Below are 19,396 nucleotides of genomic sequence, written 5' to 3'. Positions count from 1 at the left end.
ACGGCCGCCTCTCCGCCGAACGAGTGTGAGCCAACCAGATCAACGAGAAACCTCTACGCCAACCGAGTGGTGAACACCGCTTTCGTGATACTCCCGCGCAACGGCTCAGACGCGACGCCCACGTCGCCAATCTGGTCGAGGTGATGGTGCAGATCACCGGGCCTGTGATCATCGTCGCCCACAGTGCGGGCGTCATGACCACGGTGCAGTGGGCCCAGTGGCACGACGCGGACGTCCGGGGCGCCCTGCTGGCACCGAGTGTGTGACCCTGCCACAGGTGTGTGCCTGCCGTTGTCTGAGCGGTGGAAGGGGCGGCGGGCCGCCGCCCCGGGTGGCATCAAATTGGGGTGCTCAGCTGGCCGTATGGGCGGCGCCCGGATCGTGTGGGCGGCTCAGGTGTGGAAGCGGCTGTTGGCGGGGTCCTGGTCGTCCGGGCTGTTTCGTGGGACCAGCAGCCAGGTGCTGGAGTGTTGCTCAGCTGTCTTGCGCGGTGGTGGTGAGGTCGGCGGCCGTGCGATGGCTGGTGGGGGCGGTGAGCAGGGTGCGGGCGAGGGCCAGGGCGCGGCGTTCGGCTGTGGCGCGTCGGGCGGGGTCGGTGATGGTGGTGAAGTCGGCGGGCCGGGCGAAGCCGATGACGCGGCGGATGATCTCGGCGCCGCAGAACCCGACGGTGTCGGTGAACAGGTTGTCGAGATACCGCTGGCGTTCAGTCTCCAGGGCGGCCTGGGCGGTGCCGGTGAACAGGGCGGGCGGATAGGCGTCTCCGGTCGCGTGGGTGTGCCACAGGTCGGTGAAGTGCGTCCGGAACCCGCCCCAGATCTGCTCGACGGTGGACAGGAGCCAGTCCTGCTGGGCGGACCGGTCGCCTCCGTGAGCGCCGGCGGCGAAGTAGGCGATGAGGAGGTGGGCCAGCAGGCTTCCCAGGTCGAATCCCATGGGGCCGTAGCAGGCGAATTCCTGGTCGATCACGGCGATGGACGATGCGGAGACCATGATCGATCCGGTGTGGAGATCGCCGTGCAGGAGCGCGTCGCGGGAGCTGAGGTAGCGGGACTTCAGCCGGGACACAGCGATCTTCGCTTCTGTGTCCTGCCGCAGCGCGTGCACGTCTTTGTCGAGTTCGGGGCTGGTCCATCGGTTGCGCGGATGCGGCAGGAAGATCTCGGTGAAGACCATGTTCTCCATGATCTGGCACATGGCCGTGTTGGTTTCGAACAGGGCTGCCAGCTCCCTTTTGCTGCCGGCCGGCAGGGCGAGGTCGGAGGTGAAGAAGAGGGTGTGTGCGAGGTAGCGGGCTGCTTGCTCGGCGAAGTGCGGGTAGCGGGCGCCGGCCACAAGACCGCCGCGCAGGACCGTGTGGCCCTCCAGGTATTCCACCGCGAGGAGATGCTCGCCGGCGTCGACGTGCAGCGGTTCGGGAACGTACAGGGGAGCGTGGCGGCGATGCTCGGTGAGCGCGCGGTGTTCGAACAGGACCCGCTGGGGAGTCAGCGGCCACTTGGGGCCGGCCACCCGGACGAAGGGCGGGGCCTGCTTGACGCACACGGCTCCGGCCGGGCCCCGGACGGCGAAGACCAGGTTGACGTTCCCGTCGCCGATCTCGTGGATTGACCACTGGGCAGGGCTTCCGCCGAGCCTGTCGGCGAGGACTGGCTGGGCGGCGAGATGAGCGAGCAGTTTGGCGGTGTCGGGCGCGGTGGCCGGGATGGACGCGGTCATGTTTCCTCCTGGGGCCGTGATCAGAAACAGGGCAGTGGTCAGCAGGCGTGATCCGGGGCGTGATCGGGGGAGTGGGTTCCAGGGTGGCCGGTTCCCGCCCGGTCGACGGTGACCCGGCGGGCGACCGCGGGTTTTCGCCCGAACGGCGTGTCGGGGGGTCACGGGATCCATGGCGGCAGATCTGCTTCGAGGTGCTCACGCAGGACCTGTTCGGCGCAGCCGAGGGTGGCAGGGATCGAGCCGGGGTCACCGGTCCAGCAGTCGCTGACGACGTGCAGGCCCACGCCGGGCCCCGGCGCGCGCATGCGGGCCGCGACCTGCTGTGAGTCCTGTCCGGGCCGCCACAGGTGCCAGGCCTCCGCGCGGGGGTGAACTCCCCAGTCCTGCCAGCACGCCGCCACCGGCGGGCGCGCCCGTACCCGGTGCATGCGGCACAGCAGCCGGTGGGCGTAGTCCACGGCGGCGGCGGGGGCAGGCGGGCCGGCGAACATCGCCCGGCTGGCAGGCTCGCGATAGGTCGCACCTGTGCGCAAGTGGTCCCATACTGCTGCGGACGGCCCGCTGGGATAGGCGGCCAGCAGCAGCCGGGGAGCCCCTCCCGGCTCGTACCACAGCTGCCGCAGCGGGAGATCGGTCGTACTGCGACCGGACGAGAGGCCGCAGGCGCGCCACCACGGCTGGTCGTAGGCCAGGAACAGCTTCGTGGCGCGCACCGCTTCGACCGTGTCGAGGTCGTGGCGCCACCGGGGCCCGAATACGGCGGGCCCGGCATCGATGCGGCGCAGAGCGCCCTGAGGCAGTGCCAGGACCACGGTCTCGGCCTGGACGCGCAGACAGCGGCCTGTGTCGTGGCCTTCCTGATCGTCAATGGCGAACGTCAGCTCGTAACCGCCGGCCGCCCGATCGATCCGCGTCAGCCTGCGGCCCCAGCACGTCCGGCCACCGGCTTTCCTGAACTCGCCATGCAGCGCTGTGGGCAGGGCCTGTATGCCGCAGGAGAGAGTCACGTACTCGGCCCGGGGCGGGGTGTGGAAGACGACATCGATCCACTCGGCCGCACCACCCGGATGGACGTCGTACCCACTGGTGTCCGTGACGAGCCGTAACGCCTCGGGGCTCAGCCCTGCGGCGAGCACACCAGGCCAGGACAGCTCGCGCAGCGGTTTCCCCCGCACCACCGAAGCCTCGCGCGCCGCACGGTAGTCGACCAGCGCCTGGTCGGCGTCGCCGGCACGGCCCTCCTGCACCGCACCGTGGTACTTCTCCCGCAGCGCCGAAAACCCGGGCACCGCCGCCTCCACCGTTGCGAGGACCAGCCCATCGGCATCCGCCCCCCACTCACGCCCCGTCAGCCGGTACGCGGCGCCCAACCCCTGCGAGGCATTGCGCTGACGCACCACCCGCCCGCGCGCCCGCACCAGGTTCTCGGGTCGCCCGAAAGAGAAGGGGACCAGTGATCCGGCCAGCCCGAGGTGCTTCAGCAGCGCCATGACCGGGGCGGCTTCCGTGTTCAGCCGCATGGCGCCCAGCTCTGCCCACCCCCCGCCTCGCACCGGCACGGACCAGATGCGGCCGCCCACCCGGTACCCGCTCTCGTACAAGGTCACCTGCCGCGCACCCGCCGTCAGCCGGCAGGCGGTGTAACAGCCTCCCACCCCTGCGCCGATCACGGCCACACCGCCCAATTCGCCACCCCATCCGGATCGAGTCATTGCGACTTGCCACTCTTTACGGCTCCAGACCACGCATGGAACATCAGGTGAACAAGCCCGCGGCCGTCGCGACATTCAGGAGACCACGTGATCTTCAGGCCCGACGTACTCGCCCAAGCGCCCTCCGCCTACGACGCACTCGCGGAGTATTTCCGCGACATCCGCTCCTTCTACGAAGTCATCAGTGTCCGCTTTGCGATACCCGAGTACGGCGTCCGTCTCACACCCGTGGCCGGCAACGAGCTCCACTCCAACGCCAACAGCTTCCTGCTCTCCGACAACAGCTCCTACCCCTACTACCTGTGGCTGCCCACCTGGCTCGGCCGCTTCTACATCGACCCCGAGCGCGTCCCCGCCGGCTGTCCGATCGACGACTGTCCCACCGACAAAGCCGGTCTCGTCGCCTTCGTCTGGCCGTGGCTGGGCTTCAACGACGCCTACGTCAAAGACGCGGACGGCCCCGAGTGCTGGTTCGGTGTGGCAGACCCCCGCCCCGAAGACCCCAACGAGACCGTCCGCACCACGGCCACCAGCCTTTTCAACTACTTCCGCGTCGAACGCACCCTCGACGACGAGAAGGACGGCTGGGCCACCGGCAGCTTCGCCGGCCGCGAGATCGGCTGCAACCTCACCGGCCGCTGGCACCTGCGCCGCACCCCCATGGCCTCCCTGACCAGCTACTACGAGGTCGAACGCAACATCGTCAGGCCGCTCGGCGAAAAATTCACCACACTGGCGACCTCTCCGACCGCCTGATGCGGGCACGCCTCACCCCTGGCCCCGCCGAAATCGAGGTACTCGCCCAGACAGCCCACATCGCCGACGAACTGCTGCGCCCCAGCGCCGACTGGACCGCACGCGAGCGCGTACCCCGCACACACCTGGACGCACTCGCCGCCGCCGGCGCCCTCGGCCTGGCAACCCGGGCGCCAGCCCTGCTCAGGCACGCAACCGAAATCATCGCGGCAGCCGACGGCGCCACGTGGCTCGTCTACGCCCAACACCAATCGCCCCCGACACGACCCCCGACTCCGACGGCACCCGACAGCTCCTCGCCCGCTTCGCATCGGAGATCGGTATCTCGCCGGAATCCGCCCGCGAATACCGCAAGGTCGCCACCGCCTGCAGCCTCCCGTGGTCCACCGGGAGCGGGCCCAACCTCGGCGGTGCGGCGTCGACCTCGATCCAGCCCGGCTACCAGCGCCCCGACCAGTTGCTGCCGGCCGTGCCCCAGGACGCCGGGGCGGCAGGTGGCGCGACGTCGTCCTCCTTGACCGTCGCAGTCCCACCGTGGCTTGACCGTCGCTTTCGCCCAGGCCGCAGCCCCGTTTTCCCTGTGTCCCGACCGCCCCCAGAATGCGGTGTAGAGGGTGGGACAGGCGGCTTCGGCCGCGCGCGGCTGAGCTCAGGCCTGGATCTCGTTGAGCGACATCCTCGACCTCGGCCCCCTGGTCGCCGCGCGCGACATGGAGATGTACGCCCCTATGCATTCCGCCATCGGCATGGCCCTCGGAATGGGCAGCCTCTTTGGAGTGAAGATCATCCGCAGCGGGCCTGCCAGGACGCCTCGCCGGTGTGATGGGCTCGTCAGGCGGGCGACGCGACCGGGACGGCCGTCAAGGCCGCGTGGAGGTGCCGGGGGAGGTCGAGGAGCTGTACGCCTTCCTGCTCGTCGGGGTCGGTGCGGGCGACCACTGCGACCATTTCCTCGTCCCGGGTGTTGACCGGCAGGTGCGGTACATCGGGCGGGATGAAGAGGTAGTCCCCAGCCTCCAGCACGAGGTGATCGGCCAGGCCCGCACCGTGCCAGACCTCGACCTGCCCGGAGAGCACCAGGATCGCCGACTCGTGACCGGCGTGCAGGTGCGGGCGGCCCCGGGTGTGACCGGGCAGGCTCATCCGGTGCAGGCACAGGCCCCGGGCGCCGACGGACTGCGCCGAGATCCCCGCCGCGAACGTGCCGCCCTGCCGTCCCTCGTACCCGCCGCCGCGCACGACCACGCACTCCACTGTGGTTTCCATGCGCCCCATCCAACCCGGCCCGGCCCGCCGAGCGGAGCTGGTCGCGGAGTTCTGGCCGGATCTTGCCCGGTACGACGACACCTGCAGGTGAAGCGGGCTCCGACCGGCCGCCGCAGCCTGGTCTGGTTCTTGTCGGGTAGATGCCTGACGCTGTCTCAGTCGATCTGGTCCTTCTCCACCGTTTCGCGGACCTACCGGAGCCCCGTCGATTCACGGCGGGTTCGTGATCACCAGGGGACGACGCCGTCGTCCTCGAAGAACGAACCGGTCGGGCCGCCGTCGGGCAGGGTGGCGAGCCGGATCGCTGTGGCCGCGCCCTGTTCAGGAGTGCGGGGCCCTTGGAAGCCTGTGAAGTCGGTCGCGACCAGGCCCGGGCAGGCGGCGTTGATCAGGATGTTCGTACCGGCGAACTGCCGGGCGTACTGCACGGTGAGGGCGTTGAGGAACGACTTCGACGGCGCGTAGGCCGCCATGATCGGGCCGATCTCGATGTCCGGGTCCGCCTGCCGGGCCAGGGAGCCGACGCTACTGGAGACGTTGACGATGCGTGGCGAGGCCGAGCGCCGCAGCAGTGGCAGCATCGCGTTGGTCACCCGGACGACACCCATGACGTTGGTGTCCACGACCGTGCGGAGCACCTCCAGGTCGAGCGCGGTCGGGTCCTGCACCCACCCCGGGTCCATCTCGCCCGAGATGCCGGCATTGTTGACCAGGGCGTCCAGGCGCCCGGCCAGCCGTTCGATCAGTTCCGCGGCATCAGTGACGCTCTGGTCGTCGGTCACGTCCAGCGGCACCCCGAACGCGTTCACGCCGACGGCGCGCAGCTTCCCGACGGCGGTCTCGCGTCGGGCGGCGTCGCGGGCTCCCACACCCACGCGGTACCCGAGGCTGCCCAGCCCGGCCGCGATCTCGTACCCGATGCCCTTGTTCGCGCCGGTCACCAGCGCAATCATCGTTTCGCTCATGCTGATGATGTTGGCTCGGGGACGAGGGGCGCGGCCAACACCGATACGGTGTCCTGTCATACCTGCCAGGTATCACCGCGTATGCTGCGGCCGTGGACACCCTGGAAACCCGCGAGTTGAGGTACTTCGTGGCCGTCGCCGAGGAACTGCACTTCGGGCGCGCCGCCGAGCGCCTCGGCATGGCCCAGCCGCCGCTGTCGCGGGCGATCCAGCAGCTCGAACGGCGCCTCGGGGTCTGCCTGCTGCAGCGCAACCGCCGTGGCGTCCGCCTGACCGGTGCCGGAGAGGTGCTGTTGCACGAGGGCCGGGCGGCCATCGACGCGACCGCTGCCGCCGCTCGCCGCACCCGGCGCGCCGGCGGCGCCGACAGCCCTGGCGGCCCCCGCGGTCGGCTGGTCCTCGCCGTGAAGGCCGCCGCGTCCCACGAACTGCTGCGGAAGCTTCTCGACGCCTACGCGGCCGAGCCGGACAGTGCCGAGATCGAGTTGCTGCCGTGCGGCATTTGCGAGCAGGAAGAGCTGCTGCGCGACGGACGCGCTGATGTCGCGCTCATGCACACGCCGTGGAACTCCCTCGCCGGGTTCGACAGCGAGGCACTGACGACCGAGGGGCAGGTTGCCGTCCTGCCTGCCGGGCACCCCCTCGCCACCCGCGAGACCTTGTCCCTGGCCGATGTCAGGGACGTCCCCGATCTGCCGCTCGCCCGCTGGCCCACCCACGGCACCTACGCACCCGGACCGGGCCCCGAGATCCACAACCAGACGCAACTGGCCCAGTTGATCGCCCTCGGACGCACCGTGGCGGTCGTCCCCGACTCCGCCCGCTCCTGGCTGTGGGCCGAGCACACGGCCGTCCCGTTGACCGACGCACCTCCCGTCGTGACCCACATCGCCTGGCCCGCCCACAGCCGCTCCCTCGCCCTGGCCGGCCTGATCCGCATGGCCGCACGGCTATGACCAGCTCCTGCCCCCCATCGGTCAGCACCCGGGACAGCTCAGGTGCCGCCAGGGCCGGCGAGACCGAAGAAGCAGACCCGCGGGACCAGACCATCTGGGACGGCGAGCGAATCGGACCAGATCATTTGAGGCAGGTCGTGATAGCCCCTTCGAGGGTCGCAACGCGGGCCTCCTGCCTGCGGGACGACGACGTCTGCGTCTTCGCGACAGCTCAGCGTCTGTGTTCGGCTCGATGCCGTCATAGACTGCGGAGGGTCGCAACCAGCCGGACACAGCTGGTTGCCCCGGCACAGCAACGGCAGGCCGACGCAGCAGCCGTGCGGGCTGAGCAGGAGGGCCACAGCTGACCAACTGCTACGGCCAGATGATTACGAATGCTCTGTCCCCCTGCGGGAACCCGATCCCGTGTTCCGCGCCACTGAGCAGATCCCGCAGGCCGGAGGCGGCCGCTGGAGGCGATCGCGCGTCCCGCGCACGGTCACGCCTCGAGATACCTGGGTACTTGTTGGCAGGGACAGGAGTCTGAGGGGGTGGGCTCGGCTACGCGCGGTCTCGTACTGCGACCGCTGCGGGCAGCCGCTGACCTGGGGGGATCGTCATGTTCCACGCCGAACACGCCGAATGGGGTAAGTCCACTCGTACTTGCCTGATCTGGGGTGCGGGCGTACCTGGGAGGATGTGTACGAGGTGAAGCCGTCGCAGTTGACGTGCGGGGTTGCGGGTGGCCGATGCACGCCCGGTTGTCGCGGCGGTGGGCACCGCATCGCGCACTAGCCCGGCGCGCCGGAGGATTGCCCGGTGGGGGAGGGGCCGCCGGATCACCTGTACCTGAAGTGGTGTCTGCTGACGGCGGCGCAGGAGGCCGGCGCGGTCGCCGAGGCCGAGGTGCCTGGTCCGGGCTGGGCAATGGACGCCCTCCAGCAGAAGGGGTTCCGTGCTGAGCACGTTGGGCGCAGCATGGGCGATGCCCGGTACGCGGGCGGTGTCCCGCTGATGGGTGAGGCCGCCCACCCTGTCGCGGTCATTGACCCCGACCCGGGCCAGGCTGGCTCCCGTGTACTTGCGGCGACGGTGCTGGTGTTCACCAATGGGGAGCTGCGGAGCCGTTTCCTGGCGCAGGCCCCGCAGCCGCCTTGGGATGTCAGCAACCGGTATGTGACGCTCACTCTCGACTTCAATCCGCCTGCCCCAGCCGCCCCGGTGCCGGCCTTGCTGAATGTGTCGATCCCCCAGCAGCCGACCGCCGGCGCCCGCAGGGCCAGTCCCTGTTCCTGCGATGCCCCGAGCTTGCACGTTGTGTTTCCTGATGGTGTCGAGGTGGTCTTCAGAAGAGCAGTAGCAGGGTGTTGGGTTTGAAGGCCGTCCGCTCACTGGGGCCGGGTGACGGCGTGAGTGCGCGGCTATCCGGATAGTCCGCGAGGATGCCCAGGATTGCCCCTACGTCACTCTCGGCGTCCGAGGCGAGACGGTGCTGCCGGGTGCCTCGGGTGAAGACTGTGCTGTCCCGTCCGGCGGATGCCGAGTGCTCGGAGCTGCGAGTCTGGCCGACGCGCCAGCTGACCCTGCCCGGTTCTTCGACGGCGGCGCCCTCACGTCTGGCTTGGGCCATGAGCAACTGAGGTACAGGAGCAGTGACAGGAAGGGCTGCTGCGATTCGGGCCTCGGCCCGGTGAAGGTCGGGGGTGTCGGGATTCTGCTCGGAGCCCACTGCCTTCAGGAAGACACGTCGGCCGTCGGCAAGACATACGCGGGCAGCAACCCCGGGCGAGAAACCTCCGGGCTGGGTCACGGCGCTCTCCACAGAGGAACCCAGTCGCGCCTCGACAAGTCTCCGCACACTGCGGGGGACAGCCCACCACTCCAGGCGAACACCCGCAGCTACGGGTACTCCGGTGCTCTCCGTGCTGGAACGTCGGCTCATGCCCACATGATTTGCCGGCATAGGTGTTGCTGATGTCCGTGAAGGTCAACTCTGGTGCGCGGATATCACTCGCCTGACTTGTTTGTGTCGCCGAGCGCAAGTGGACACTTGGAATGTGACAGATTCCTGTGGGCGCCGTATCCCTTACCCTTTCGCCGTCCCCTTCCGCCTCGACCTCGACCCTCAGTACGAAGAATGCCGCACGAGCCAGACCCTGACTCCAGTTCAGCCCACCCACGGCGATCCGGCCTGGCTCGCCACCCGCCATGAGGACATCCGCGCACTGCTGGCCGAACCGCGTTTTAGCCGAGCCGAGGCCGCCGGCCGGGACGAGGCCCGCCTCACTCCGTCGCCAGTCGGCACCGGCACGCTGGGGATGGACCCGCCGGAGCACACAAGGCATCGGCACTTCATTGCAGCGGCCCTGTCCTTCACCCCACAGCGCCTCGAAGAACTGCGGCACGGCGTACGCGCACACGCCACCGCACTCGCCGAAAAAATGAGCGCGCGGGGGACCCCCGCCGACCTCGTCAGCGATTTTGTCAAACCCTTCGCAAGTCACGTGGTCTACGACCTACTCGGAATTCCTGCCCGCGATCGGCCGGATTTCCTGTTCTGGTCAGAGGCGTTCACCAATACCACCCTGGTTCCCGAGGATATTCAGACGCGCACTGCGGGCATGTTCGAGTACATCGTCCGGGTCATCGCTGCCTGGCGTAGCCAAGACAGAGTGTGCGATGTCGCGCGGCTACCGGAACGGGCGATGCAGCGTTTGCCCGAACTCACCGACCAAGAGCTCATCGAACATGTAGGCCAACTCCTGATCGCCGGCCCGGACATCACCTCGGCGCAGCTCTCCAACGGCCTCTACGCCCTGCTGAGCCGTCCTGGCCAGGTACACGTCCTCCGCGAGAACCCAGACCTCATCCCGCTCGCCGCAGAGGAGATCCTGCGTTACGCCCCCTTTCCCTCTCACGCGACCTTCGCCCGCTATGCCACGGAGGATGTCGAGGTCGGAGGCACGCTCGTCCGCAAGGGGGAGGCGGTCCTGGCTGCACTCGCCGCGGCCAACCGCGACCGGAGCGTCTTCCCCGCCCCTGAGACCTTCGACATCGGACGCAGGGACAATCCCCACTTGACCTTCGGCTTCGGACCGCACCACTGCATCGGAGCGCCGCTGGTCAGACTTCAGCTGTGCACCGCGCTGTCCGTCCTGACGCAGAGGTTTCCGCAGCTCCGGCTCGCGGTGCCCGAGGACGATCTGCCCTGGCGTGCAGAACCGCTGATCCGACGGGTCGAACGGCTCCCCGTCACCTGGTGAACCCTCCGGGGCTCGCGGCACACGCCGCACCGACGGCCCGCATCCACCTGGCGCGGGAGCCGTCCACGGACGGTGGCCCGGCAGGCGTTGCGAACCACCCATGCCGGGGCCGAAGCTGAAGCCCGGCCGGCCGGCCGCGGGTCCCGGACCGGAAGGCTCTACCTTCACGGCCTTCGTCTCGATCGGTACACCTTGGTCGGAGCACATGATCAGACGAAGGCCGCCCCAGCGTCCCGCGAATGCCCAGCTGGGCTACCCAGTTCGATACGCTGTTCGAAGTCAGTCAGGCAGCGCCACGGTGAGATCCACCTCGACGAGCTGTCCCGGAAAGCCCAGCTGGGCGACGCCCAAGAGCGTGCTGGCGGTGGTGAACGCCAGACCCAGGGCAGACGCGGTGAGCCGACGCCATGCGGCTCCGAGAATGTCCCTCTCATCGCTGCGCACGTAGATCACTGACCGCACCACATGTTCAGGCTGGGCGCTCACCGCTGCCAGGGCAGTGAGCGCGTTCGCGACGACCTGGTCGACCTGCGTCTCAAGGGAACCGGAACCGACGAGGTCACCATTCCGATCAAGCGGGCACTGCCCCGCCAGATAGGCGGTACGGCCTGCCTCCACCACGGTGATGTGGTGGTAGCCGGGTGTCTCATGCAGCTGCTCGGGGTTGATGCGGGTGATCTTCTCAGTCATGTCAGCGAGTCTGACCAGCGTGGTGCCAGCACGCACCGCATTTTCCCCACCGGCAAGCACTCCGCAACGACGTGAGATTAAAGAACTTCCCAATAGGGATGTCAAGCCGCCAGTGTGACTGGTGGTGCGGGTTGGTAGCACGCACCGTCGCGGAGCATGGCCCAGAGCACGTTGGCCCGGCGGCGTGCGAGAGCGAGCACTGCTTGTTTGTGGCCCTTCCCCTCGTCGCGCTTGCGTTGGTAGTACGTCCGTGACGCGGTGCACGTTCTGAGGCTGGCCATGGAGGAGAGGTAGAAGGCTCGCAACAGGCCACGGTGGTAGCGGCGGGGGCGGCGCATGTTGCCGCTGACCTGCTTGTGCTGGACAGCGGCACGGACGGCGTCCGTGAGCGCGGCCTTCAGGCCGCCCGGGCCCCCGAACGCGGCGAGAGCGGACGCGAGAGCTGTGGGACTGACATCGGGCCATCCACGAGAGTGGTCGATGTGGGTGAGGCGGCGGATGAGCCGTGGCGTGAGTCCGCAGCAGCCTGGGGCAGGTGGCCAGCCACGTTCACGGCGCGCCAAGAGTCCGTGCCGGTGTCCAGCGCGGTCAGCAGCCCCGGCAGGGCCCGTTCGAATCCGAGACGGGCCAGCGCCAGGACGGCATGTTGGTGGGCGCTCCGTAGCACGGGGTGCGGGCTCGCCCACACATCCGGTCTGTGTGAGGTGCGGGGGCGGATACGTAGGCGGCGAGGGCTGGGACCAGTCCCGGACCGTCACGTCCCGGGCGTCTGCCGCCCGGCAATCCGTTCCAGCAGCCCGACCGGGCGGGCACCGAAGGAACCGCCGTCACCACAGAACGCCGCTATGCGTCTACCAAGCTGTCGGTCGTCGAGGACTCGGTGCCGCGCAACCGGCGGCGCCTGACGAGCAGAACAGCGGTGCGTGTGAGGACCATGGCCAGGGCCATGAACACGAAGGCGTTCGAGTAGACGTCCTGTCCGCTCAGTTTGTTCTCGATGCTGAACAGGATGACGTCCTGCGTGAACCAGTGTTCGGAACCGTAGGCGAACAGCACGCGGGAGGCGGACATCAAGGTCCAGACGATCGCGTAGGCGATGCCGCCCCTGGTGTAGACCTCACCGTCGGAGCCTCGGTGGGCGGGCAGCAGAGTCGCGGCGATCAGGCCGCAGATGACTCCCGCGCCGATACCGGCCAGTTGGAGCCAGGGGTCGTTCCCGTCCAGGGGGAGCGTGTGGACGAAGAGCGCGATCACGATCGCGATCGCGATGATCGAGCGCAGCAGCCGCATGTTGGTGATCTGGCGGGTACCCAGGTCGGTGGACAGGATGATGATCAGGATCACCCCGCTGGCGATCAAGGCGGTCAGGAATGGGCTCATGGGGCAACCCCTCGTTTCGATGAGTACGGGGGCGCTGCGCGCCTCTCCCGGATTTTCCACTCCAACGCTAGGGAGAGGGAGGGGCGGACCTGGACAACCGACTGATGGACCGGCCGTCCATCTTCCGGTGGACACGTGCGATCTTTCGGTTTGGTGACAGCGATGTGAAAGGGGGCCCCGGTGTGAATGGGGGTGTTGGTGGCACTGGGTAGGTGCCAGCCAGGTTGAGGCGGTGGACCCGGGACTGCTGCAGGGTTGGGTGACACCTGACCTGGCTTGCTGAGAGGCGGCCTGGAAGGATGTCGCAGTGCCCAAGCCGTATCCGAAGGAGTTCCGCGAGGACGTCGTGCGGGTCGCGCGCAACCGCGAGCCCGGCGTCACGCTGGAACAGATCACCGCTGATTTCGGCGTCCACCCGATCACGCTGTCGAAGTGACTGCGCCGTGCCGAAACCGATGAGGGCGCCAGGCCCGCGCCGGCGTCGGGTGAGTCCGCCGAGCTGTGCGAGGCCCGCAAGCGCATCCGCTTGCTGGAGCAGGAGAACGAGGTGCTGCGAAGGGCTGCGGCATATTTGTCGCAGGCGAACCTGCCATCAAAATGATGTACCCGCTCGTCCGCGAGCTGGCCGCCGCCGCTGCCCCTCACAGGGTGGCGGTGGCGGTGACGTGCCGGGTGCTCGGGCTGGCTCGCCAGCCCTGCTGCCGGTGGCTGGTCTGGCCGGTCACCGATACCGAGCTCGCCGAGGCATACCGGGCCGATGCCCTGTTCGACGCTCACCGCGACGACCCGGAGTTCGGTCACCGCTTCCTCGCGGACGAGGCCCGTGCCGCTGGTGAGCCGATGGCCGAGCGGACCGCTTGGCGGATCTGCCGGGACAACGGCTGGTGGAGCGCGTTCGGCAAGCGCAGAGGCCGGGGCAAGAACGCCAAGGCCGGCCCTCCGGTCCACGATGACCGGGTGCGGCGCGACTTCACCGCCGACGGACCGAACCGGCTGTGGCTGACAGACATCACCGAGCACGCCACCGACGAGGGCAAGTTGTATCTGTGCGCGGTCAAGGACGTGTACTCGGGACGCATCGTGGGCTATTCGATTGATGCCCGGATGCAGTCCAGCCTCGCGGTGAGAGCCCTGGAGTCCGCCATCGCCCGCCGCGGCCAGGTCCTCGGCTGTACCGTGCATTCCGATCGGGGGTCGCAGTTCCGCTCACGGAAATTCGTCGCAGTCCTCGCACGTCACAGCATGATCGGATCGATGGGCAGAGTCGGTGCCGCAGGCGACAGCGCGGCCATGGAGAGCTTCTTCGCACTGCTGCAGAACAACGTCCTCGACCGCCGTACTTGGGCCACCCGCCAGGAACTGCGGATCGCGATCGTCACCTGGATCGAGCGCACCTACCACCACCGCCGACGCCAGAAACGTCTGGCCCGATTGACTCCCGTCGAGTACGAAGCCATCATGGCCCCACCCACAGCCCTGGCTGCATACTGACTTCGGCTCGTCAGGGTGACGCTGGGTCGTCGAGGGTCAGGCCGGTGCCTGCTATGAAGCCGTCGAGGGTGTCGGGCCGGTACTGGAGGCGTTTGAGCCGGTTGCGGACGAGGGTTTCGAGTCGGTCGAGGGCCATGACGGCGAGGTTGGCCAGGCTGCGCTTGACGTGCGCCCAGACGCCTTCGACCGGATTCAGGTCGGGCGAGTAGGCGGGCAGCAGGAAGACTGTCAGCCACGCCCGCTCGGCGACGAGGTCCCGCATCCTGCGGGAGACGTGGGTATTGAGCCGGTCCCAGACCAGCACGATCGGCGCCCTGACCAGCTGATGGACACCGTCGACCAGCGAGATGAAGTCCCGCTCGCTCATGCTGCGCCGCTTGCCCCCGCCCGCGGGGTGGGTACGCAGACGGTGGCACAGCCGGGTCCGGGATCCTGGCCGCATGGCGATCAGCCCGGCTACAGACAGTCGTCCCGAGCGGCGCCCGCTCACGGTCACGACCGGGGTGATGCCGCGCCGGCCCCAGGTCCGTCCCCGGGGCGGCCTACGGGTGAAGCCGGCTTCGTCCTCGAAGCAGACGTAGCCCCCGCAGGCCGCCCGGGCCCTTTTACCTCCGCCCAGGTCGCCCCCTTCCATTCGGCGACGGCCTGTTCGTCTCGTTCGGCGACCCGCCGTGCGGGCACCTGAGGGGAGAAGCCGAGCCGGTGCATCAGCCTTGTGGCACCCGAGACGCTATAGGAGACGTGGAACTTCCTGCCGATCAGAGTGGCCACCCGCGATGCGGTCCACACCTGGTCCTCCACCCAGCCGTGCACGGCCGGCCCCTGCTCCAAAAGCCCCGCCAGCTTTTCCAGGCAGTACGGCGACAGCCGGCATCGCGATCCACTCGGGCCACGCGAGGTCAGAGCCGCGACTCCGCCGTCCCGCAACAGCTGATGCCACTGGTAGGCCGACTTGCGGCTCACCCGCAGACGCTGAGCGACCTCCGGCGGCCTGACCCCCTGCGCGAACAACTCGGCCGCCTGAATCCGAACCGATTCACGGCGCTGACGCCCCGCGGCGGTCAGCCCGCCCCCATCCGCATACCTCACCCACCACGAATACAGCCACCCACCCAAGCCCATCGACGACTTCGCAAACAATCACCCTGACGAGCTCAAGTCAGTAACTCCTTCACCACCGCCTTGACCTGGCTGTTCAGACGGGTAGTGCGCCGCTGATAGCGCTCCAGCACCCCTGGTACTTGCTCGCGGAAGGTCTGGCGGCACCCACGCGTGGGACACACCAGACGTCGCACTCGCACTTGGAGCACCACCCGCCGGCCGTCGACCGGCACATCGGCCACCCTCCGGCAGTGGTAGCCGTGAACCTGCCCCGACAACTCCCCGCACACCGGGCAGGGCGCGGGCTCCTCCGGAGCCCGCGCACTCACCACGACCCGCCCACCCTCATCGACCACATCCTCGACGACCAGCGGCGACATCCCCGAAAACTCCATCCACGCAAGCCCGTTGACATCCATCACACCGACAACAACGACCCCGGCCACCCTCCATTACCACCGAATGCGAGACAGAGCCGTTGACCGTACAGCCCCTCGGGCCCCTGCCCAGCTAGGCGAAGGAGAACCAGTTGACGTTGACGAAGTCGGAGGACTGGCCGCTGTCGAAGGTCAGATAGACGTCGTGGGTTCCGGTGGTGCGGCGGATGTCGGCAGGGACAGTGCGCCAGGCCTGCCAGCCGCCGGTGTTGGCGACGGCGAAGCCGCCGACCGGGGTGGCTGTGGGGCTGTCGAGGCGGACCTGGACCAGGCCGCTGACTCCGCTGGCGGCCCCTGAAGCGACGCGGGCGTCGAAGCGGGTGGCACCGGTGGAGCCGAAGGCGACGGCCGAGAACTTGAGCCAGTCGCCGTTGGACAGATGGCCGACGTCGGATCCGCCGCCGCCGTCGGAGCAGGCCTCGACCTGTGCTCCGGACTGGGCATTGAACGACTCGGCCTGGATGGTGGTGAAGGCGCTGACCCCGCCGCCCGGGGTGGTCGCGGTCGGCGTCGGGGCCGGTGTGCCGCCGCCGGCCACACCGCCGACCGTGATGGTCCAGCGGTCGGGGGTGCCGGACTGCACCTTGCCCTCGAAGTCGACTCCGGCCGGGTGCACGTCGTCGTACGGGAAGGCGTACCCGAGATGGTCGGGGGTGGTGTTGTGCAGGATGCGGGCGTAGTGGTTGGTGCGCGGCCGGGTGTAGAAGGCAGCGGGATCCTCGGCGGTCGGCTGGTGGGGGTTGTCCAGCAGGGTGGTGCGGTTGAAGGCGGCGGCGAGCCGTGCGCTGAGATTGCCCATCAGGTCGTTGCCCGTGGTGAAGGGCGCGTCGCTGCAGGAGAAAATCGAAAGGGTGGACGGCTTGGCGAAGCTGCCGACTCCGGGGAAGGCGAGGACATCGCCGTTCACCCGGCCGGTAACGGTTCCCCAGGTGAACTGGGTGTCGATGCGCAGGTCGGTGGAGCGGTACTTGTTCCACACCTCGTCTACGTAGCCGTCGAAGTAGCCGCGGAACAAGGCGTTGTTGCCGCGGATCGCCAGGTTGGGGCTGAGTACGCGCAAGTCGCGGCCGCCCGCGGTGACGATCAGCCGGCTCCAGTCGCTGCCGTCAGCGGCGGACTGGGCCCGCAGAGCGGCGGTGATCCGGGACAGTCCGTCGGCGGGCAGCCCGCGCACCGTCTGGGTGCCTTGGCCGGTCTCCAGTTGGAAGGCGATGGGTAGCGAGACCATGTCGACGAACGTGATGTTGGCGTACAACTGGTCGTCGTTGAAGGTGAATTCGCAGAAGTCGTGAGCGACGTTCGCGTTGGGGTCGGTAGGATTGCTCACCGAAGGCAGGGCCAGACCGCCGCCGCGGTTCACCAGGAAGGTGAGCTTCGTGCCGACGGAGAAGTAGATACGGCCGCTGTCCAGGCGCGGCAGCGTCACCCTCCGTGCTCCGGCGCCGGACGCGTTGAGCGGGATGGCACAGTCGACCCCGAGCGGGGTCTGATCGTTGGCCGGAGCCGACGGGTGGTACAGGCTGAGGCCGTTGGCCTGGATGAAGGCCCACCTGCCGCCGGCCGCGGCGTCACGGCCGAGCACATAGGCGTACACCGTGTTGTTGCCGGTGGTGTTCACCAGATCCAGGGGGAGCGTGGCGGTGGTGGACGCGTTGGCGCCCGTCTCGAGCCAGGCTGCCGCGGCAGGCACGGCCAGGGCCAGGCCCGCTGTCGCGGCGAGGAGTTTTCTACGGGGCATGGTTCGTTGGTGGTGAGCCGTCACGGTGGGGGTCCGTTCTTCGCGGGGTCGGGCGGGGGAGCGGTCGGACGCAGGGACGGGGGAGAAGGGAGGGCGGCGGGGCTGGTGGGTCAGCCGACCGTCCACTTCTGGTTGGCGGCGCCGGTGCAGGTCCAGGTCTGCAACCGGGTGCCGTCGGCGGAGGAGTTGCCCTTGGCATCCAGACACTTGCCCGCACCGGTGTTGGTGAGGTCACGGGCGGCGGTGTAGGTCCACTTCTGGGCGTTGGTGCCGTTGCAGGTGTAGAGCTGGACGACGGCGCCGTCGGCGGTGGAGCCGCCCGCGACGTCCAGGCACTTGCCGAGCGCGCGGACGGTGCCGTCGCCCCCGATGGTCCACTGCTGGGCCGCGCTGCCGGTGCAGTCGTGCAGCTGGATGGGGGTGCGGTCGGCGTCGGAGCCGCCGGCGACGTCGACGCACATGCCGCCGATGCCACGGATCGGGCGTGCGGCGGGGGCACCGGCGGAGGAGGCGCGGACATAGTCGACGGTCATCGTCTGCGGGAAGGACGTGGAGGCGTCCGGGCTGCCGGGCCAGTCCCCACCGACCGCCAGGTTGAGGATGACGAAGAACGGGTGGTCGAAGACCCACTTGTTGCCGCCGGTGTCGGCCGGCGTGAGGGTCTTGTACGTGGTGCCGTCCACCGACCAGACGATGGAGTTCGGGCTCCAGTCGACGGCGAACACGTGGAAGTCGTCGGCGAAGGCGCGGCCGCCGGGCAGGCTGTACGGGGCGCCGAGGCCGCCCGCTCCGGAGTAGCCGGGGCCGTGCACCGTACCGTGCACGGTGTTGGGTTCGCGGCCGATGTTCTCCATGATGTCGGTCTCGCCGTTGTTGGGCCAGCCCACGCTGCCGAGGTCGTTGCCGAGCATCCAGAAGGCGGGCCAGATGCCCTGGCCGCGCGGGATTTTGATGCGGGCCTCGAAGCGGCCGTACGCCTGGGTGAAGGTTTTGGCGGTGTTCAGCCGGGCCGAGGTGTACTGGCACTGCCCGTACCAGCAGCCGAGGCCGGCGTCGGTGTTCTTCCGCGCGGTGATGACGAGGTTGCCCTGGCCGTCGAGCGCGGCGTTCGAGGTGCTGTTGGTGTAGTACTGCAGCTCGTGGTTGCCGAAGCCCGAACCGCCGGTCTCAAGCGTCCACTTGGCGGCGTCAGGAGCGCGGCCGACCGCGCCGTCGAACTCGTCGGACCAGGTCTGCGCGACAACTGCGGCACCGGCGGGCGGGGCGACCGAACGGGTGAAGGACATGAGCACCGCCGCGACCAGGGCGGTGGTCACGAGGAGCACCACTCCGCCGAGAGAGTGGCGACGTGCGCGATGGGCAGCAGCCATGGGCATGGTTCCTTGTCTGGGTGGGGGAGGAGGGGTGCCAGGCCGGGCAAAGCGTGAAGAATGACAGGAGGGGTTCGAGAGCGCTCTCAAACGTGACGCAATGTCACCCGAGACAGCGAGTATTACGGAGGGGTAAGCGTCATGGCAACGTCAGACGTCACTCCTCGCACGCCTCTGAGCTGCGGTTTTCTCTCGTAGCCTTCGGCTTAACGGTCTCTTAAGGCTGGCTTGATGCAGAGAGGTGTGAATCGGAGCCTCACGTGGGCGTCGGCCGGACGGCCGCCGCAGGTACTCCGCGCGGGCGTCCGGACCCTCGTGCTCCCGGCCACGCACCCAGCCCCGGCCGACGGTTCCTCGCATGCTGGTCAGGTCCCGGATTGGCGTGCAATCTGGGTCGCACCCCTCTTCTCCCCCCTTGTTGTCCGTATGGGAGGAGACCATCGGGTTCCAGGGGGCCCTCCACGGCCAGACAGGTCCAGCTAAGGGTTGTCCCGTAACTGCTGGTCACGGGTGAGATGATCTTGGTGTGGCTAGTGTGATTACGGCGTCTGAGCCGTCCTGGATAGCCCCGTT

General features: G+C 68.7%; 14 protein-coding genes and 3 pseudogenes. 6 read left to right on the top strand and 11 right to left on the bottom strand.

All coding sequences use genetic code 11. The annotated features are described in order from the left end of the window. Positions 1-38 precede the first annotated feature (38 nt). Positions 39-266 carry an alpha/beta hydrolase gene (locus tag ABTY04_RS38025; RefSeq protein WP_352218009.1) on the top strand — a complete coding sequence of 76 codons (228 nt, stop codon included), beginning with the start codon at positions 39-41 and terminating at the stop codon, positions 264-266. Positions 267-474: 208 nt separating this feature from the next. On the opposite strand, the gene mtnK is transcribed toward ABTY04_RS38025, so the two are convergent. Next, complete coding sequence (mtnK, locus tag ABTY04_RS38020) at positions 475-1,719, bottom strand: S-methyl-5-thioribose kinase (RefSeq protein WP_352218008.1); 1,245 nt, start codon at positions 1,717-1,719, stop codon at positions 475-477. Between the two features lie 158 nt (positions 1,720-1,877). Then, complete coding sequence (locus ABTY04_RS38015) at positions 1,878-3,431, bottom strand: flavin monoamine oxidase family protein (protein WP_352218007.1); 1,554 nt, start codon at positions 3,429-3,431, stop codon at positions 1,878-1,880. Positions 3,432-3,518: 87 nt separating this feature from the next. On the opposite strand from ABTY04_RS38015, the gene ABTY04_RS38010 reads away from it, so the two are divergent. After that, on the top strand, positions 3,519-4,187 hold the full coding sequence (locus tag ABTY04_RS38010; protein WP_352218006.1) for a hypothetical protein: 669 nt from the start codon (positions 3,519-3,521) through the stop codon (positions 4,185-4,187). Between the two features lie 831 nt (positions 4,188-5,018). On the opposite strand, the gene ABTY04_RS38005 is transcribed toward ABTY04_RS38010, so the two are convergent. Together ABTY04_RS38005 and ABTY04_RS38000 are read right to left on the bottom strand one after the other, a co-directional pair. Next, positions 5,019-5,453: a cupin domain-containing protein gene (locus tag ABTY04_RS38005; RefSeq protein WP_352218005.1), complete on the bottom strand. Its 435-nt coding sequence runs from the start codon at positions 5,451-5,453 to the stop codon at positions 5,019-5,021. A 227-nt stretch (positions 5,454-5,680) separates the two neighbouring features. Then, on the bottom strand, positions 5,681-6,418 hold the full coding sequence (locus ABTY04_RS38000; protein WP_352218004.1) for an SDR family oxidoreductase: 738 nt from the start codon (positions 6,416-6,418) through the stop codon (positions 5,681-5,683). Between the two features lie 92 nt (positions 6,419-6,510). Between ABTY04_RS38000 and ABTY04_RS37995 the strand changes: the two genes are divergently transcribed. From ABTY04_RS37995 to ABTY04_RS37985, 3 genes are all read left to right on the top strand, one after another. Then, positions 6,511-7,374, top strand: a complete 864-nt coding sequence (locus ABTY04_RS37995) for a LysR family transcriptional regulator (protein WP_352218003.1) — start codon at positions 6,511-6,513, stop codon at positions 7,372-7,374. Positions 7,375-8,172: 798 nt separating this feature from the next. Further along, positions 8,173-8,730: a hypothetical protein gene (locus ABTY04_RS37990; protein ID WP_352218002.1), complete on the top strand. Its 558-nt coding sequence runs from the start codon at positions 8,173-8,175 to the stop codon at positions 8,728-8,730. 680 nt (positions 8,731-9,410) lie between these two features. Beyond that, positions 9,411-10,616 (top strand): cytochrome P450, encoded by a 1,206-nt coding sequence (locus ABTY04_RS37985; protein ID WP_352218001.1) that lies wholly within the window; start codon positions 9,411-9,413, stop codon positions 10,614-10,616. 279 nt (positions 10,617-10,895) lie between these two features. Here ABTY04_RS37985 and ABTY04_RS37980 read toward each other — a convergent pair whose 3' ends face one another. From ABTY04_RS37980 to ABTY04_RS37970, 3 genes and pseudogenes are all read right to left on the bottom strand, one after another. After that, a complete protein-coding gene (locus ABTY04_RS37980; RefSeq protein WP_352218000.1) occupies positions 10,896-11,306 on the bottom strand; it encodes a RidA family protein in 411 nt (136 codons plus the stop codon). Between the two features lie 101 nt (positions 11,307-11,407). Next, positions 11,408-11,656 (bottom strand): annotated as a pseudogene (locus ABTY04_RS37975) (IS110 family transposase); the annotation flags it as partial. 493 nt (positions 11,657-12,149) lie between these two features. Then, the gene (locus tag ABTY04_RS37970; protein ID WP_352217999.1) at positions 12,150-12,686 is read right to left on the bottom strand and encodes a hypothetical protein; all 537 of its coding nucleotides are present in this window, start codon (positions 12,684-12,686) and stop codon (positions 12,150-12,152) included. A 307-nt stretch (positions 12,687-12,993) separates the two neighbouring features. Here ABTY04_RS37970 and ABTY04_RS37965 point away from each other — a divergent pair. Continuing rightward, a pseudogene (locus ABTY04_RS37965) lies at positions 12,994-14,177 on the top strand (IS3 family transposase). A gap of 10 nt (positions 14,178-14,187) precedes the next feature. Here ABTY04_RS37965 and ABTY04_RS41355 read toward each other — a convergent pair. The 4 genes and pseudogenes from ABTY04_RS41355 to ABTY04_RS37940 all read right to left on the bottom strand — a co-directional run bounded on the left by ABTY04_RS41355 (position 14,188) and on the right by ABTY04_RS37940 (position 18,823). Continuing rightward, positions 14,188-15,266, bottom strand: a protein-coding gene (locus ABTY04_RS41355; RefSeq protein ID WP_502996806.1) for an IS630 family transposase whose coding sequence is annotated in 2 segments (ribosomal slippage) — positions 14,188-14,765 and positions 14,765-15,266 — 1,080 coding nt in all. Because the reading frame shifts where the segments join, the coding sequence is not laid out codon by codon here. 74 nt (positions 15,267-15,340) lie between these two features. Further along, positions 15,341-15,697, bottom strand: a pseudogene (locus tag ABTY04_RS37950) (transposase family protein); the annotation flags it as partial. A gap of 91 nt (positions 15,698-15,788) precedes the next feature. Further along, the gene (locus tag ABTY04_RS37945; protein WP_352217997.1) at positions 15,789-17,453 is read right to left on the bottom strand and encodes a beta-1,3-glucanase family protein; all 1,665 of its coding nucleotides are present in this window, start codon (positions 17,451-17,453) and stop codon (positions 15,789-15,791) included. A gap of 110 nt (positions 17,454-17,563) precedes the next feature. Continuing rightward, positions 17,564-18,823: a family 16 glycosylhydrolase gene (locus ABTY04_RS37940; RefSeq protein ID WP_352217996.1), complete on the bottom strand. Its 1,260-nt coding sequence runs from the start codon at positions 18,821-18,823 to the stop codon at positions 17,564-17,566. Between the last annotated feature and the right edge of the window lie 573 nt (positions 18,824-19,396).

The organism is Streptomyces sp. NPDC097981, assembly GCF_040302565.1.
In the GTDB taxonomy this organism is placed as follows: Bacteria; Actinomycetota; Actinomycetes; order Streptomycetales; family Streptomycetaceae; genus Streptomyces.
Note: the sequence above shows the minus strand (reverse complement) of the source record. Positions and strands in the feature narration are given on the sequence as shown.